This is a genomic window from Lacisediminimonas sp., from assembly GCF_030645335.1.
Lineage (GTDB): Bacteria > Pseudomonadota > Gammaproteobacteria > Burkholderiales > Burkholderiaceae_D > Lacisediminimonas.
Window position 1 is genome coordinate 1 of sequence record NZ_JAUSNH010000191.1, and the last position, 16,020, is coordinate 16,020.

At 62.3% G+C, this 16,020-nt stretch carries 15 protein-coding genes; 13 read left to right on the forward strand and 2 right to left on the reverse strand.

Features of this window, described 5'->3' with window-relative positions:
* A partial coding sequence (locus Q7T64_RS13370; RefSeq protein WP_304796549.1) for a DUF2064 domain-containing protein occupies positions 1-322 on the forward strand: 322 nt, incomplete at its 5' end.
* Between the two features lie 102 nt (positions 323-424).
* A complete protein-coding gene (locus Q7T64_RS13375; RefSeq protein ID WP_304796552.1) occupies positions 425-1,540 on the forward strand; it encodes an FAD-dependent oxidoreductase in 1,116 nt (371 codons plus the stop codon).
* A 124-nt stretch (positions 1,541-1,664) separates the two neighbouring features.
* Here Q7T64_RS13375 and Q7T64_RS13380 read toward each other — a convergent pair whose 3' ends face one another.
* Positions 1,665-3,413 carry a SulP family inorganic anion transporter gene (locus Q7T64_RS13380; protein ID WP_304796555.1) on the reverse strand — a complete coding sequence of 583 codons (1,749 nt, stop codon included), beginning with the start codon at positions 3,411-3,413 and terminating at the stop codon, positions 1,665-1,667.
* Positions 3,414-3,603: 190 nt separating this feature from the next.
* Here Q7T64_RS13380 and Q7T64_RS13385 point away from each other — a divergent pair, with 190 nt between their 5' ends.
* From Q7T64_RS13385 to Q7T64_RS13425, 9 genes are all read left to right on the forward strand, one after another.
* Entirely contained in the window at positions 3,604-5,082 is a 1,479-nt protein-coding gene (locus Q7T64_RS13385) for an FAD-binding oxidoreductase (RefSeq protein ID WP_304796560.1), read from the forward strand.
* Positions 5,083-5,091: 9 nt separating this feature from the next.
* Positions 5,092-5,373, forward strand: a complete 282-nt coding sequence (locus tag Q7T64_RS13390) for a hypothetical protein (RefSeq protein ID WP_304796563.1) — start codon at positions 5,092-5,094, stop codon at positions 5,371-5,373.
* Positions 5,370-6,944: a xylulokinase gene (gene xylB, locus Q7T64_RS13395; protein ID WP_304796568.1), complete on the forward strand. Its 1,575-nt coding sequence runs from the start codon at positions 5,370-5,372 to the stop codon at positions 6,942-6,944. Before Q7T64_RS13390 ends, xylB begins: the two co-directional genes overlap by 4 nt.
* Positions 6,945-6,947: 3 nt before the next feature.
* Entirely contained in the window at positions 6,948-8,060 is a 1,113-nt protein-coding gene (locus Q7T64_RS13400; protein ID WP_304796572.1) for an ABC transporter ATP-binding protein, read from the forward strand.
* 56 nt (positions 8,061-8,116) lie between these two features.
* Positions 8,117-9,466 (forward strand): ABC transporter substrate-binding protein, encoded by a 1,350-nt coding sequence (locus Q7T64_RS13405; protein WP_304796575.1) that lies wholly within the window; start codon positions 8,117-8,119, stop codon positions 9,464-9,466.
* Positions 9,467-9,601: 135 nt separating this feature from the next.
* A complete protein-coding gene (locus Q7T64_RS13410) occupies positions 9,602-10,489 on the forward strand; it encodes a carbohydrate ABC transporter permease (protein ID WP_304796578.1) in 888 nt (295 codons plus the stop codon).
* Entirely contained in the window at positions 10,486-11,322 is an 837-nt protein-coding gene (locus Q7T64_RS13415) for a carbohydrate ABC transporter permease (protein WP_304796581.1), read from the forward strand. Before Q7T64_RS13410 ends, Q7T64_RS13415 begins: the two co-directional genes overlap by 4 nt.
* 2 nt (positions 11,323-11,324) lie before the next feature.
* Complete coding sequence (locus Q7T64_RS13420; RefSeq protein WP_304796584.1) at positions 11,325-12,095, forward strand: SDR family NAD(P)-dependent oxidoreductase; 771 nt, start codon at positions 11,325-11,327, stop codon at positions 12,093-12,095.
* A 20-nt stretch (positions 12,096-12,115) separates the two neighbouring features.
* Positions 12,116-13,234 (forward strand): glycerol dehydrogenase, encoded by a 1,119-nt coding sequence (locus tag Q7T64_RS13425; RefSeq protein WP_304796588.1) that lies wholly within the window; start codon positions 12,116-12,118, stop codon positions 13,232-13,234.
* 44 nt (positions 13,235-13,278) lie between these two features.
* On the opposite strand, the gene Q7T64_RS13430 is transcribed toward Q7T64_RS13425, so the two are convergent.
* A complete protein-coding gene (locus Q7T64_RS13430; RefSeq protein ID WP_304796593.1) occupies positions 13,279-14,349 on the reverse strand; it encodes a LacI family DNA-binding transcriptional regulator in 1,071 nt (356 codons plus the stop codon).
* Positions 14,350-14,660: 311 nt separating this feature from the next.
* Between Q7T64_RS13430 and Q7T64_RS13435 the strand changes: the two genes are divergently transcribed.
* Together Q7T64_RS13435 and Q7T64_RS13440 are read left to right on the forward strand one after the other, a co-directional pair.
* On the forward strand, positions 14,661-15,278 hold the full coding sequence (locus Q7T64_RS13435; RefSeq protein WP_304796596.1) for an exopolysaccharide biosynthesis protein: 618 nt from the start codon (positions 14,661-14,663) through the stop codon (positions 15,276-15,278).
* A 29-nt stretch (positions 15,279-15,307) separates the two neighbouring features.
* Positions 15,308-16,020: radical SAM protein (locus Q7T64_RS13440; protein ID WP_304796599.1), on the forward strand; the 713-nt coding region annotated here is incomplete at its 3' end.

A 16,020-nucleotide genomic window follows, 5' to 3' on the forward strand; every position in this document is an offset into this window, starting at 1 on the left:
CGCGGCCCGATTGCGCCAGGCCGCGCAGCACCTGCAGACGCGGCCGGCCGTATTCGCGCCGACATTCGACGGCGGCTATGGGCTGGTGGGGTTCTCTGCTGCGCTGCTTGTGCGCGTGCTGGATGCGGGAGAACCGGCGTCGCTGCCGCCAGCCGGTTTCGCGCGGCTGTTCGAGCACATCGACTGGAGCACGCCCCGCGTGATGTCGCAGACCCGGGCGCGGCTTGCGGAGTTGCAGCTGGACGCGGCCGAGCTGCCCATGATGCACGACATCGATCGCCCGGCCGACCTCGACTTGGTCCCTGCCGCGTGGCTGGAATAAGGGCCGCCGAATCCGCCTCAGATGGTGACTGCCGGCAAGACGTGTAACATTGGCAAGCAAAAAAACACCGCGACGACAGCAAGCGCATCAGCAGGAGCAAGAATGAAACAACTGGTACTGGTAGGCGCTGGCCACGCACACGCGCAAGTGCTGCGCGTACTGGCCAGCCGCCCGCTTGACGATACACGGGTGGTGCTGGTGTCGCCGTATGCGCTGGCGCCCTACTCCGGCATGGTGCCCGGCTGGCTGGCCGGTCATTACGACTGGAATGACTGCTGTATCGACTTCCAGCGCCTGTGCCAGCGCGCCGGTGCGACCTTCCTGCTCGATTCCGTCTCCGCACTCGACACCCACCGTTCGCAATTGTTCCTCTCCAGCGGTGCGCCGCTGGACTACAACTGGCTTTCCCTGAACCACGGCGCCACACTGCATGTGCCGCAAAGCGACCGGATCATGGTGTTGCCGATGCGGCCGCTGGCACAATTGCACGAGCGCTGGAACCGCTTGCTGGGCACGGTGCAGGCATTGCCGCCAGGCTCGAGCTGGCGGGTGCTGATGATCGGCGGCGGCGCCGCCGGCGTCGAATCGATCCTGGCCGCCAGGCATCAACTCACCGTGCTGGCGCCCGCGGTGAAATTCGAATTTTCATTGGCCACACAAGGCAGCCAGCTGATGTCGGGACATTCGGCAATGGCGGCCAGCATCATGCGCAAGCATCTGGCGCGGGCCGGTATCCGGGTTCATTACGAATTCAAGTTCGCGGCGCTGGATGGCGACCAGGTCACCAGTACGTCGGGCGCGGCCATCGCCACCGATGCCGTGCTGTGGGCCACCGGCGCGCAAGCCCATGAATGGCCGGGGCGCTCCGGCCTGTCCGTGGACCGCAATGGGTTCATCCGCGTGGACGACATGCTGCGCGCGCGCTCGCATCCGCATGTTTTTGCGGCAGGCGACTGTGCAAGCTGGGAGCCGGCCTTGCCGAAAGCGGGCGTAGTGGCGGTACGGATGGGGCCGATACTGGCCGACAATATCCTGGCCAGCGTACGTGGCCGGCACCTGACACGCTACCTGCCGCAACGCCGCCACCTGGCCCTGATCGGCAGCGGCGGCCATCATGCCGTGGCCTCCTGGGGCGCGCTCGGCTGGCAGGGCAACTGGGTGTGGAACTGGAAAGAACGGATCGACCGCAACTTCGTTGCAAAATACAACGAGACCTGAAGCGGCGCCCGGCGATGCAGCGGCGGTGCAGTTCTGTGCAGCGCTCGCAGGCGCGTCCCGTGCAGCCGCTCGCGGGCGCCTCCCGTGAATCAGCCAGCGCCCGCTTCGGCCGGTGCTGGCGTTTCTACAGGGACGCAATATGCGGGTCGTGCGACTGGCGCAGACCACTGGCGTCAATGTCGATCCGGGCGTGGACGCCTTTCATCACATCCGTGCCGACCGGCATGATGTTTTCCCGACCGATATGGGCGCTTGCGCCACTCTTGTCCAGCATTGCCGCCGGCTCATCTTTCAGCAGGCAGATAAACAATGCGCCGCCTTGCGCCCGCCGGCGCTTTGCTTCTTCCGCCAACAAATGCGCGCCGGCCAGGTCGATGAAGTTAATGCCGGAGGCAACCAGCAACAGGTTTTTCTGCTGCGGATTCTGGCTGCGCAACTGGTCAAAACACTCTTGCAGGTGATTGACCGATCCAAAGAAAATCGATCCGTTCAGGCGCACGATCCGGAGTTGTCCACCATCAGGCACATTCGTGTTGGGGACAAATACCGTCGAGCTGCCGGAAGGGTCGGGCTTGACGTCCTCCAGCGGCGGACGCGAAGTGCGGTTCAGGTACAGCACCAGCGACAGCAGTACGCCGATATAAATGGCAAATTCCAGGTCCAGCGTCAGCGTCGCGATGAAGGTAGCGACCAGGACGGCGGATTCCGGACGGCTGACTTTCAATACTTGCTTGATTTCCTTGACGTCGACCAGGCCCCAGGCCACCAGGAACAGGATGCCCGCCATCGCCGCAGTCGGCAGGTATTTGGCCAGCGGCGCCAGGAAGATCACGATCACCAGCAGGAACACGGCCGATGAAATCGCCGCCAGTGGCGTCCTGGCGCCGGCGGCGAAGTTCAGTCCGCTGCGGTTGAATGATCCGCTGGAGGCATAGCCGGAGAAGAAAGCGCCCGACAGATTGGACAAGCCCTGGCCAATGAATTCCTGGTTGCCGTCGATCCGCTGCCCCGATTTCAATGCAATCGCGCGCGAGATCGACACCGCTTCGGTCAGCGCCAAAAGCGCAACGGCAATGGCGATCGGCGTGAGCTTTTCAATCGTGCCGAGCGAGAAATCCGGCATCGACAATGGCGGCAATCCGACCGACAGCGCGCCAATGCTGGTGATGCCGGTGATCGCCTCGCCATGGACCAGGTTGAAGACGAATGCGAGCAAGCTGCCGGTGAGCATGGCCGCAATCAGGAACGGAATGCGCGGAACGTGGCGGCGCACGATCACGCCGGCGACTACCGTCACCAGCGCCACCGCCATGACGTACCAGTTGATCTGGTCGGCCTTGCTGAAGAAAGTCTCCGCAACCCGCCACATCGACGATCCGCGCGGAATGGCAATGCCAAAGAAATTGCTGACCTGGCTGCCGGCAATCAGCACGGCGGCGCCGGCCGTGAAGCCGACCACCACCGTATGCGAAACAAAATTGACCAGGGTGCCCAGCCGCAGCAGGCCAAGCATCAGCTGGAAAATACCCACCAGCAGTGTCAGCGTCAGCACCAGCTTGATGTATTCCGGCGAACCTGCCGGCGCCAGCGGACTGATGGTTGCGAACACGACAATCGATATCGCCGTGGTCGGGCCCGAAACCAGGTGCCAGGAAGACCCCCAAAGCGCGGCAACGATGGCCGGGATCATTGCCGCATACAGGCCAAATTCGGGCGGCATGCCGGCAATGGTGGCAAAGGCGACGCCCTGCGGCACCAGGATAATGCCGCCGGTGAGGCCGGCGACCAGGTCCGCCCTGAGCGTGTGCTTGCTGAATGCGGGCCAGTGATGAAGGAAAGGAAAAAGCCGTAGCAGCAAGGGGGAGTTCAACACGCGCGTCGTTTCCTGTTAGAAGCCGCGCCTGTTATCCGGCGCGTGCCGTATTTTACGTTTTACCTTGCGGCAAGAAAATGTAATTCCTTGCCCAAACCAAAACAATTGACATCGAAATAGTTCTGGCAGACAATTTGCACAATCGTTTGTTCAATTGACTTGGCGCTGTCACGCGCAAGGATAAAAAAGTATGGATCTGATCAACCAGGACCCCCTTGCACCAGCAAGCCCCGGTTTGCAGGCGAGCGTCCTCGCCGGGTTTTCGGCCATCGTCGGCCCGGAAAACGTATTGACCGGAACGGCCCATCGGTATGCCTATTGCCGGGATCGCCTTCCCTATGGCCTGTTCCGGCTGCGCAGCCATGCCTTGCCGGCCACGCTGCCGGCAGCCATTGTCTCGCCCGCCTCTGCCGAAGAAATCATGGCGATCGTGGCGTACGCCCGGCAGCACCGGATTGCGCTGATCCCGTTTGGCGCCGGTTCGGGCGTGCTGGGCGGCACCATACCGCTGGTCGGCGAAGTGATGGTTGACCTGAAGCGGCTCAATCGCATTGTCGAAATCAATCCCATCGATGGCACCGTCACCGTGCAAGCCGGCATGAACGGCATGCAGTTCGAGCAGGAACTGGAGCGCAATGGCTATACCGCCGGCCATTTGCCGCAGTCGATCGCCATGTCCACCGTCGGCGGCTGGGTCGCGTGCCGCGGCGCCGGCCAGGCTTCGTCCCGCTACGGCAAGATCGAAGACATGGTGATCGGCCTGAAAGCCGTGCTGCCCAACGGAAAGGCGCTGGAAGTGCGCCCGGTGGCGCGCCGCGCGGTCGGGCCAAGCATCAAGGATTTGCTGGTCGGCTCCGAAGGCGTACTCGGCTTCATTACCGAAGTGACGCTGCGGATCTGGCGCAAGCCGGAGCATTCCAGTGCCGTGGTATTGGCATTCAAGAACATCGAGGACGGCTTCAATGCCCTGCGCGAAGTGGTCCAGAGCGAACTGCGTCCGGAAGTGATCCGCCTGTATGACGCAATCGAAAGCGGACAACGCACCGAATCCATGCCGGAGTTCGTCGCCCGCCCGATCCTTTGCATCATGAAATTCAGCGGCTTGAAAGACCTGGCCAATGTCGAACGGGCACTGGCCCTGTCCATTTGCGCCCGCCATGATGCGGTGGTCGCCGGCAATGGACCCTACGAGCATTGGGAATCGTCACGCTTCCACTCCTACTCGACCAAGTGGCAAAGCGAAGGCTACTACATGGACACGATCGAAATTACCGGCACCTGGACCCGCCTGCATGACATGTACGCCGCCATGAGCGAAGCCGCGCATGCGGTTCATCCGGACATGTATTTCGGTGCGCACTGGTCGCATATCTATCCTGAAGGCGCCTGCCAGTACATGACCCTGCGCCTGCCGCCGCTGCCGCACGACGAAGCGATCCGCCTGCATCGGCTGGCATGGGACCGGATTGAAACGATCTGCCTGGAAATGGGCGGTTCGGTGGCGCATCACCACGGGGCCGGACTGTTCCGCAATGCCTGGGTTCGCCAGGAGTTGAATACCGGGATGGACCTGCTGCAGATTTTGAAGGACGGTCTGGATCCCGACAATCTGATCAATCCAGGCAAACTTGGACTCAGGCAGCCGGCCGGCTCGACCTGGGAATCATAAGGACTACGCATGAGCGATTTCCGTAAAGACCTGACCACTTGCGCCTACTGCCCGAACACCTGCCGCCCGAGTTACGCGGCCAATGCAGCGGTGCAGATTGAGTCGCAGACACCCTCCGCCCTGTCGCTGATTACCCTGGCCGTGATCGACGGGCGAATCCCTTTTGACGCCGACACGCGCTCGGCCCTCGGCCGGCGCGAGGCTGCCAATGCCAGCGTGGGCCATTGCACCTACGGGCTGAACATGCCGATCCAGATCGATGCGGCATTGGCTGGCGTTGCCCCGGCATGAGCGCTATCCGACCCGCGAGCAGCGCGAGCGACACCCCCAACGCGACCGGCGCCACGGCGATGAAAAAGTCCTGGCTGATGGGCATCGACATGGGGGCCGGCAGCCTGAAGACCATGATCATCGATTCCGATGGCAAGGTTTGCGGCAGTGCGGCGGCGGATATCGCCACCCATTCGCCCAAGCCGCTGTGGAGCGAACAGGATCCGGCCGAATGGTGGCGCGCTGTCTGCAGCACGGTGCCGCTGGCCCTGGCCGAAGCGGGCATTGCAGCCACCGACATTGCCGCCATTTCGTTCAGCGCCGGCGCGCACACACCGGTGCTGGAAGATGCGCAAGGCAATCTGGTGCGTCCGGCAATCCTGTGGAACGACCAGCGCAGCGGCGAGGAATCACGCGAGCTGCAGGCCGCGCACGGCGATCGCATCCTGGCGCTGGGCCTGAACCGGCCGGCGCCAACCTGGACCATGCCGCAGTTCCTGTGGCTGGTGCGCCATGAGCCGGAAGCCGTGCGCAAGACGGCCCGTGTGTATGTCGCCAAGGATTGGTTGCGCTCGCGCCTGACCGGAACCTGGGAAACCGACCGCACCGAGGCAGTCGGCACCTTGCTGTTCGATCCGGCCCGGGACGCCTGGTCGCAAGAACTGTGCGAGCTCGCCCAATGGAACATCGCCACCTTGCCGCCACTGGTCAACCCGACCACCGTGGTCGGCAAAGTCACGGCCGATGCGGCCAGGCAAACCGGTCTTGCCGAAGGCACGCCCGTGGTCTGCGGCACCTCCGACACATCGGCTGAAACTTTCGGCGCCGGCTCGGTCGAAGCCGGCGATGGCACGGTCAAACTGGCCACAGCCGGCACCGTCAGCGTGGTCAGCAAGACGCCCCATGTGCATCCCACGCTGATCAATTATCCGCTGGCGGTGCCGGGGCTTTGGTATGTCATTACCGGCACCAATAGCTGCGCCTCGGCGCACCGCTGGTTCCGCGACCGCTTCCTGATGACGCCAGGCGCCGACGGCAGCGCCGTGTTTGCGGAAATGGATCGCCTGGCCGCCTCGGTCGCGCCGGGTGCTGAAGGATTGCTGTTCCATCCCTACCTGCAAGGCGAACGGGCGCCCTACTGGGACCCGCTGCTGCGCGCTGATTTTGTCGGCATGAGCTTCCGCCATGACAAGGCGCATTTTTCACGCGCCATCTATGAAGGCATTGCCTTTTCGCTGCGCGATGTGCTGGACCAGTTCCGGGCCCAGGGCATGGACATCAAGACCGCCCGCATCATCGGTGGTGGCTCCAAGAGCGCAACCTGGCGCCAGATCGTGGCCGACATCCTGAATGTAGAGATCCTGCTGCCCGAGACGACCGATGCGTCATTCGGCGCAGCCTTGCTGGCCGGCGTCGGGATCGGCGTGTTCAGCGATGAAATGAGCGCTGCCAAAAAATGCGCACGCATCGTCGACCGGTCGGTGCCGGATCCGGCCAGGGTTGCGTTCTACGACAAACTGTTTTGCATCTACAAGGATGCGCAGGCGGGCCTGGTGGCCGTGAACCATGCGCTGTCGCGGATGCCGGGATAAAAGATGGCGAAAATTTCTTTGGCGCAGGTCAGCAAACGCTACGGCGAACAGGCCGTGGTGGACCAGTTCAACCTGGACATGGCCGACGGCGAATTCATTGTGCTGGTCGGGCCATCCGGATGTGGAAAGTCGACCACCTTGCGCATGATCGCAGGACTCGAGGATGTCAGCGAAGGCAGCATACGCATCGGCGAGCGGGATGTGACACAGTTGCAGCCGGCCGAGCGCAATATCGCCATGGTGTTCCAGAACTATGCGCTGTATCCCCACAAGTCAGTCTATGAAAACCTGGCGTTCGGGCTGCGCATGCGCAAGAACTCCGCTGCCGAGATAGAAAAGAAAGTGCGCTGGGCGGCGCAGATGCTGAGCATCGAGAACCTGCTGCAGCGCAAGCCGCGCCAACTGTCGGGCGGGCAGATGCAACGGGTCTCGCTGGGACGCGCGCTGGTGCGCTCGCCCGAAGCCTTCCTGCTGGACGAGCCGCTGTCGAACCTGGACGCCAAGCTGCGCATTCGCATGCGTGAAGAAATCGCGCAATTGCACAAGCGGGTCGGCACCAACATGATTTATGTCACGCACGACCAGGTCGAGGCCATGACCCTGGGCGACCGCATCGTGATCATGAGCCAGGGCCGCATCCAGCAAGTGGGCAGGCCGCTGGAAGTGTACGACGCGCCGGCCAATCTGTTTGTCGCCGGCTTCATCGGCGCACCGGAAATGAACCTGGTCACGGGCATCCTGCAAGCTTCGCAGGGCAAGGTCGTGTTCCAGGCAGCGGGCATGTCGGTATCCCTGCCGGACCAACTGGTGCAGCGCGCCACCCCCGGCTCTCAGGTGGTATTGGGGATACGCCCCGAGCACGTGCGCATGCAAGGCGAAAGCGATACAGCCGCAGGCATTGCAGCGACCATCGCATTGGTCGAGCAAATGGGGCCCCATACATTGACCTTGCTGGAAACCCGGCCCGGCAACGGATCTGCCGCACCGGAGCGCATCCGTGTGCTGACGCCACGCCAGGATGAAATACGGGCCGGCGAACACTATCGCCTCATGTTCGAGCAAGCCCATCTGCATTTGTTCGATGCGTCGTCCGGGGTCAACCTGGCGCTGCCGTAAAGCCGTGGAAGTGAGAGTAGTCCCGAGATTGTTCAAAAAAACCGGAGGAGACTGAAGTGAAACAAAACAATGAACTCGATATCCTGGCGCAAGAAGCGGCAATTGCCCAGGCGCCAGCCCCTGTAGGCAGGCGCGACCTGCTGAAGTCGGTTGCCGCAGGCGTTGCGCTGATGACTGTCGGCGCGCCTGCCGTGATGGCCCAGCAAAAGACGCTGCGTTTCCTGAATGCCGAACCGGGCCGTGACTCGGTACGCGCACTGCGCGTGGCGGCAGCGGAGTATGAAAAGAAATTCGGTGTCAAGGTGGTAATCGATACCGTGCCGCCGGACGCTGCCTATTCCAAGATCCAGGCATCGATCGCGGCCGGCGCACCCTACGACATCGGCACCCTGGCTTTCGCCGGCCATGTGCTGCTGCTGGCCGAAGCCGGCAAACTGGTGCCGCTGACCAAACTGGTCAAAAAGCACAAGTGGGGCCCGAACATCCTGTTCCCGGTAAAGGGCGAGAATTACTGGTACCCGTACGACTACAACTTTTGCTGGATGTACTACCGCAAGGACCTGTACCAGCAAAAGGGCCTGAAAGTGCCGACCACGATGGACCAGATGGCGGAGAACTGCAAGGTGCTGACCGCTGACGGCAAGTTCGGCGCAGGCCACCCGGTCGGCGCAAACGCAGCAACCCAGTGGATGTCGATCGGCTACATCTGGGCTGACGGCGTGCGCATGCTGGACAAGAATTTCAAGCTGATCCTGGACAACGCTGAAATGAAGCCGAAGATGATCAACTATCTCGACTTCATGAAAAAAATGTCGCCCAGCATGCCTTCGGGCATGACCCAGGCATTGTTCGGCACCGTGCTCGGCCAGTATTCCGGCGGACAGATCGCGCATGCACCGTATGCCGGCCGCCTGATGGAAGTGATTGAAGACAAAGCCCCCGACCTGGTGAAGAGCACCGGCTTCTTCATGTATCCGGATAGCGCGGGCAAGGCGTCGGCAGTCAATCATGGCTACGATGGCTGGGTATTGCTGAATACGCCCATGAAGAACGAGTCGATGAAATTCATGGAATGGTTTACCGAAAACCATTACATCAACTTCCTGCATTCGGCGCCCTTGCACTTCCAGCCGCCGCGCATGGACGTGTATGACGATATCCGCTGGCGCGCTCACCCGCTGGTCGAGAAGCATGCCGAGCTGGTGGAATTCATGAAGAGCATGTTGACCCGCAAGGACGTGGCGATCCGCTCGATCGACACGGAAGGTCCGTCGATTGACCTGCGGCCCGGCAAGATGTTCGAGACCTTCGCGATTTGCGACGCGATCCAGAACGTCCTGTACAAAAACATGGCGTCTTCCGAAGCGGTCGATGTCATGTGCGCCAAGTACCGGACAGTGCTCTGACGCCCACGGCCTGACCCGGTTTCCGCCTGACGCTCGCGCGTCGGGCGGAATTCATGCGGAATTCGTGCAGCATTGGTGATGCATGAACGTCCGTGAAATACCCGTTGATATCCGTCTTCCGAGGCGTCGAGGCCCATGCTTTCTTTCCGTACCACGAGTGACAAGCTTCTATTGATTGCGTTCATCGCCAGCGTGCTCGTCACGCTGCTGCTGATTCTCTTTCCCGTGTTGCACGCGATCCAGCTCAGCTTCTATCAGTCCGAATCGTTTGTGTCGGCCCGCACCTGGGTCGGCCTGGCCAACTATTCCCGTGTGCTGAACGAACCGGCCTTCTGGCGCGCGTTCGGCGTTGGCGTCACCTTTGGCGTACTGACCATCGTATTCCAGGTCGTGCTGGGCATTGCTTGCGCGCTGTTGCTGGACCAGCCATTTTTCGGCCGGCCAGTGATCCGCGGCCTGGCCATCCTGCCTTACCTGTTGCCCACCGTGGTGGTCGCAGTCGCGTTCCAGTGGCTGCTCGACGGCAGCCTCGGACTGTTCACCATCTGGGCCGAACAGCTCGGGTTTGGCCGACCGGCCTGGTTTGAAAATCCGACGATGGCGATGATGATCGTGGTCGTTGCCAGCGTCTGGACCTGGACCCCCTTCGTGACCATTTCCTTCCTGGCGGCGCTGCAGACGATTCCGAAGTCGCTGTACGAAGCAGCGCGGGTGGACGGCGCCGGACCGGTAAGACGGTTCTGGCATGTGACCATTCCGATGCTGGTCCCGATGCTGATGGTGATCGTCCTGTTGCGCAGCATCTGGATGTTCAATAAATTCGACATCATCTGGCTGATGACCAAGGGCGGTCCCTTGTCCGCCACCGAGCATCTGCCGGTGATGGCATACCGGCGGGCGTTCATGCAATACGACGTTGGCGGCGGCGCCGCGATTGCGACCCTGTCGTTTGCCGTGCTGTCGGTGCTGATCCTGGTGTACTTCTATTTTTATCCGCTTGACGGAAAGGATGACAACGCATGAAAGGACGTTCCATTGCGTTGCGCACGATGACGCTGATCGCCGCGGCGATCCTCGGGCTGTGGTCGTTTTTCCCGATCTACTGGATGGTGGTTTCCAGCCTGCGCCCGGAACGCGACCTGTTCGCCAAGCCGACCCTGATCCCGCAAACGATAGACTGGAAATTCACGTCCTATCGCAACCTGCTGGAGCTGACCGATTACCCGCTGCAGTTCGCCAACAGTGTGGTGGTGGCCTTGGCCGTGGTGGTGATCACGCTACTGGTTTCGGTAGTGATTGCCTACGTGGTCACGCGCTACCGCGTGCCGGGCAAAACGCTGATCATCGCCAGCATGTTGTATGCGTACATGTTTCCGCCGCTGTTGCTGGCAATCCCCTTGTTGTCGATTTTTGCCCAGGCCGGCCTGGCCGATCACCTGATCGCCGTGGTGCTGGCGCATTGCACGCTGAGCATTCCGCTGGGCGTCTGGATGCTGTGGGGATTCTTCAAGGCCATGCCATTCGACCTGGAAGAAGCTGCCATGGTCGACGGCTGCTCGCGCGCCGGCGCTTTCTTCCGGATGGTGCTGCCACTGTCCCTGCCGGGCATCATCACGGTCGCGATTTTTTCGTTCCTGCTGTCGTGGACCGACTATGTGTTTTCGTACATCCTGGTCAATAGCGATGGCAACAAGACGCTGCCGGTCGGACTGGCGTCGATCCTGGGCACCTTCGACGCACGCTGGGGCGAGTTGATGGCAGGCGCGACATTGATCGCACTCCCCCTCTTCATCATGTTCATGTTCCTCAGCCGCTATTTCATCAAAGGCCTGGCTGCCGGCGCACTGAAAGGCTGACGATGGATCTGGGACTACAGGGCAAAGTTGCCATCATTACCGGCGGCGCACGCGGAATCGGCCTGGCACATGCCAGGGCACTTGGCCGCGAAGGCGCGATCATCGTCATCAACGAGCTCGATGCGAAGGCAGCAGCGCAAGCTGTCGAAGAGCTTGCGCGCGACGACATCCTTGCGGTGTCCTGCCTGGGCGATGCGGCGGATGAAGCGCTGGTGGTGGAAACGGTCGCACAGGTGGCGCAACGCTTTGGCCGCATCGATATCCTGGTCAACAACGCCGGGATCGGCGTCAAGCCTGCCTATCCGGTAGAGAACATGCCGGCGCAAGCCTGGGACCAGATGATCCATGTCCATATGAAAAGCACCTTCCTGTGGTCGCGTGAAGTGATACCGCACATGAAGGCGGGCGGGTTCGGGCGCATCGTCAATACCTCGTCGATGAATTTCACCGGCGGCGGCCGGCCCGGCGTGGCGCACTATGCCGCCGCCAAGGCCGGCATTTTGGGCTTTACCCAAACCTTGTCGAAAGAAGTGGGACCGTTCGGCATTACCGCCAACGCGATTGCCCCCGGCTATGTGGAAACCGACCTGATCGCACAATTTTCAGATGAAATGCGCCACCGCCTGACCAGCCAGAATCCGGTTGGCCGCACCTGCCAGCCATCCGAAGTCGCGGCGCTGGTCGCCTTCCTGTGCTCAAGCCAGGCCGGCTTCATCAATGGCGAGCATGTCTGCATCGACGGCGGCAGGCGCGACTTTTACTGGGGCAGTTGATTCAATCCAAGGACAGCGACATGGCAGTCAAGACAATCGGTTTTCCGGGCAGGTACCTGCAGGGTCCGGGCGCAATCAAGGAACTCGGTGCACTGCTGAAGGAATTCGGCAGCCGGGCGCCGGTGGTGGTGGCGGACGATATCGTCCGCCAGGCTGCCGGACAGGCGCTGGATGATGCGCTGGCGGCGGCCGGCATACAGGCCCTGCCCTTGCGCTTTGAAGGCGAATGCACGAAAGCTGCCATCGCCGCGCTGGCCGACCAGGCAGCGCGCCACGGCGCTGATTTGGTGATCGGCTTCGGCGGCGGCAAGACCATCGACACGGCCAAGGGCGTGGCCAAGGCAATCGGCGCGCGGCTGGTGATTGCGCCCTCGATCGCCTCCAACGATTCGCCGACCAGCCGCCTGATCGTGTTGTACGACGAACAGCACCGGATCGCCGGTGTCGACATGTTGTCGCGCAACCCGGACGTGGTGCTGGTGGACACCAGCATCATTGCGCGTGCGCCGGTCCGCTTTTTCATCGCTGGCCTGGGCGACGCGCTCAGCAAAAAATTCGAAGCAAGCCAATGCCATCTCGCGGGCGGCAAGAACTTTTTCGGCACCGAGTCGCTGCCAACGGCACGCCTGCTGGCCGAGCGATGCTATGAAACCATCCTCGAGTTTGGCGCCGATGCGGTCCAACAAGTACGCCTGCATGCCGCACCGAACGAAGCGGTCGAACGGGCCACGGAAGCGTCCGTACTGTTGAGCGGCCTGGGCTTCGAAAGCGGCGGACTATCGCTGTCGCATGCGCTCACGCGCGGATTCACCGCGCATCCGACATTGGGAAAATTCCTGCATGGTGAACTGGTCGCTTTCGGCACCATCGTCCAGTTGATTGCCGAAAACCGGCCCGCTGCCGAGGTCGAGGCGCACGCCAGCTTCTGCATGGAACTCGGCCTGCCCGTCAGTTTTGGCGAGATGAATGCAGCGGGCATGTCGGCCAGCGAGCTGGCCGACATTGCGCAGCTTACGCATGCGGCGCCCTATATCGGCAACCTGCAGCCGGCCGCAGATCCGGCGCGCATCGCTGCCTGCCTGATGGCGGCCGACCAGCTCGGGACACGCCTGCTGGCTTCAGGAAAAATACCGAAGTAATCGCTAATCAGGAATCCGCCGAGCGGGACAGCTGGCCGCCGGCGCTATGTACCTGCCCCCGGCACCCGCGCCGTCGAGCCGCGAATGATCAAGCCTTGCGGCTGCATCATCACATTGGTGGTTGTCTTGCGCCCTTCGATCAGGTCGATCAGGCCGATGGCGCCGTCGTAGCCCATTTGTTCGACCGGCATCTGTACCGTGCTCAGCGGTGGAAACATGGCTTCTGCAATCGGACCGTCATGCACCGTGACCACCGACAGGTCCTCGGGCACGCGTATGCCGTACTGCTGCAGCGCCATGATCGCGCCCGCTGCCGCCGCGAGGGTGATCGGGAAAACGGCGGTGGGACGTTGCTTTGCCTGCTCCAATACCTTGCGCATTGCTTGCGCGCCACCCTTGATGGTGTAGCCCGACACCGCCACCAGCTCCGGGTCGAATGCAATGCCAGCATCGGCCAGCGCATCGCGGTAACCCGCAAAGCGGCCGATACCCGTCGAGGGATTGAGCTGGCCGGACAGATGCGCAATCCGCGTGTGCCCCAGGCCGATCAAATGTTCCACCGCCAGCCTGGCCGCGGCATTGCTATCGAAATAAATCGAGTTGCTGATGCCGGGCCCGGTGCGATTCAATAACATGAACGGCACCCGCGCTTTTTGCGCCGCGCTCAGCACGACACTGTTGTCGTCCAGCGTCGTGATCAGCAGGCCGTCCACGCGATTGGTGCTGGCCAGCCTTTCATAGGCGGCGTCGTCGGAAGAGCCTTCTTCGATATGTGCGATCAGCAACGAATAGCCGCGCTCGCGGGCGCCACGCTCGGCGCCGATGATCATCTGGGAAAACACCGGGTTATCCAGTTGCGGCACCGCAATGCCGAGCGAAAAAGTCTTGGCCACCCGCAGGCTGCGCGCCGTGATGTTCGGATGGTAATCGAGGCTTTTTGCCGCCTCCAGGATCCTGTTGCGGGTGTCCTGGCCAACCCGCTGCTTGTTGTCGCCGCTCAACACGCGCGAGGCGGTGGACACATCCACGCCGGCCTGCAGCGCCACATCATTCAAGGTTGCGCGCAGGTTGTGCGGCGGCGGTGAAGGCCTTGCGTCGCTGGTTTTCTTCGGCATTTCAGAGGGCCTTTGCAACATGCGCTGGATCAAACAAGCACCACCCGGATAGCAGGGATTGGAGGCTGGAGAAAGTATATTGCATGCAGGAACACTATGCGGGATTTTGGCGCCGCCTGGCAGGTGTCACTTGCGGCGGGGCCGGCAGGCCAAGCATCTGCCGTGGTTTGCATTGTGCGCCAGGGAACAGACCTACAGATGGGAGCACCGGATCATTGATGCGACAATACGCGACCCCATATGCAGGCAAGCGACCAGGCCCGTCTGCTGCACAGTCGACCCGCTGCTCACGAATTCTAATCAGGAGTTGAATGAGAAATACCGAAGAAGGCGTTGTCTTTTCAGAAGCCCTGCGCGCACTGGCAGACGATACGTCCCGGGAACGCATTGCCATCAGCGACCTGCTGGCAGCCTTGGGCGACCGGGCGATCGGCGCGCTGATGTTCATTTTCGCCGTCCCGAATGTGCTGCCGACGCCGCCGGGAACCTCCACCGTGCTGGGCCCGCCGCTGATTTTCCTGGCGGCCCAACTGGCCTTTGGCCGCAAGCCGTGGCTGCCCAAATTCATCACCAAACGCTCGCTGGCGCGCACCGACTTCCTGGCGCTGATCAACCGCATCGTGCCCTGGCTGGAGCGGGCAGAAAAGCTGCTCCGTCCGCGCGCGACTTTCCTGGCCTCCCCGCCGATGGAATACGTGGTCGGCCTGATGTGCCTGGTATTGGCGGTGGTGCTGGCCTTGCCGATTCCGTTGGGGAACATGCTGCCGGCACTGGGCATCGCCATGCTTGCGCTGGGCATACTCGAGCGTGACGGCTATTGGGTGGCGGCTGGCCTTGCGGTGGGCGCCGGGGCTTTGGTATTCGTATCAGGCGTGGTCTTCGCGATGATCAAGGCGGGCCTGTTCCTGTTGACGCAAATGCTGGCTTAAGGCGCAGCGCCGCACCCCGGGAATCCCCCATGCAAATTGAATCGATCCGCCTGCGCCTGCGCGAGCTGGGGGCGCTGCCGGTTCACGAACAGCGCGTGCTGCGCGACTGGCTGCAAGTGCGGCCGCACGAACAGGGGCGACGCCGCCCCGATGACTTCCTGCCCAAGGCGCTGCGCGAGGCGCTGCCGCAAATCGACGGGGAACTGCACGCCCTGGCTCGGCTTGTTTCATCGCATGCAAGCGACGATGGGTCGGCCCGTTTGCTGGTCGGCCTGGGCGATGGCCAGACAGTGGAAAGCGTACTGCTGCCGCGCGACGGCGTGTGCGTCTCCAGCCAGGTGGGCTGCGCCGTGGGCTGTCAGTTCTGCATGACTGGCCGTAGCGGCCTGGTCCGCCAGGTAACGAGCGGCGAGATCCTCGCGCAAGTCGCACTGGCGCGCTCGATGCGCGCCGTGAAAAAAGTGGTCTTCATGGGAATGGGCGAGCCGGCGCACAACCTGGACAATGTGCTGGACGCGATCGAACTGCTGGGCGCCGAAGGCAATATCGGACACAAGAACCTGGTGTTCTCCACCGTCGGCGATCGCCGTGTATTCGAGCGCCTGCCGCTGGGCGTGGTGAAGCCGGCACTGGCCTTGTCGCTGCATACCACCAAGCCGGCCCTGCGCGCGACCCTGTTGCCGCGTGCGCCGGCCATCACGCCCACCGAACTGGTGGCGCTCGGCGAGCACTATGCGCGGCT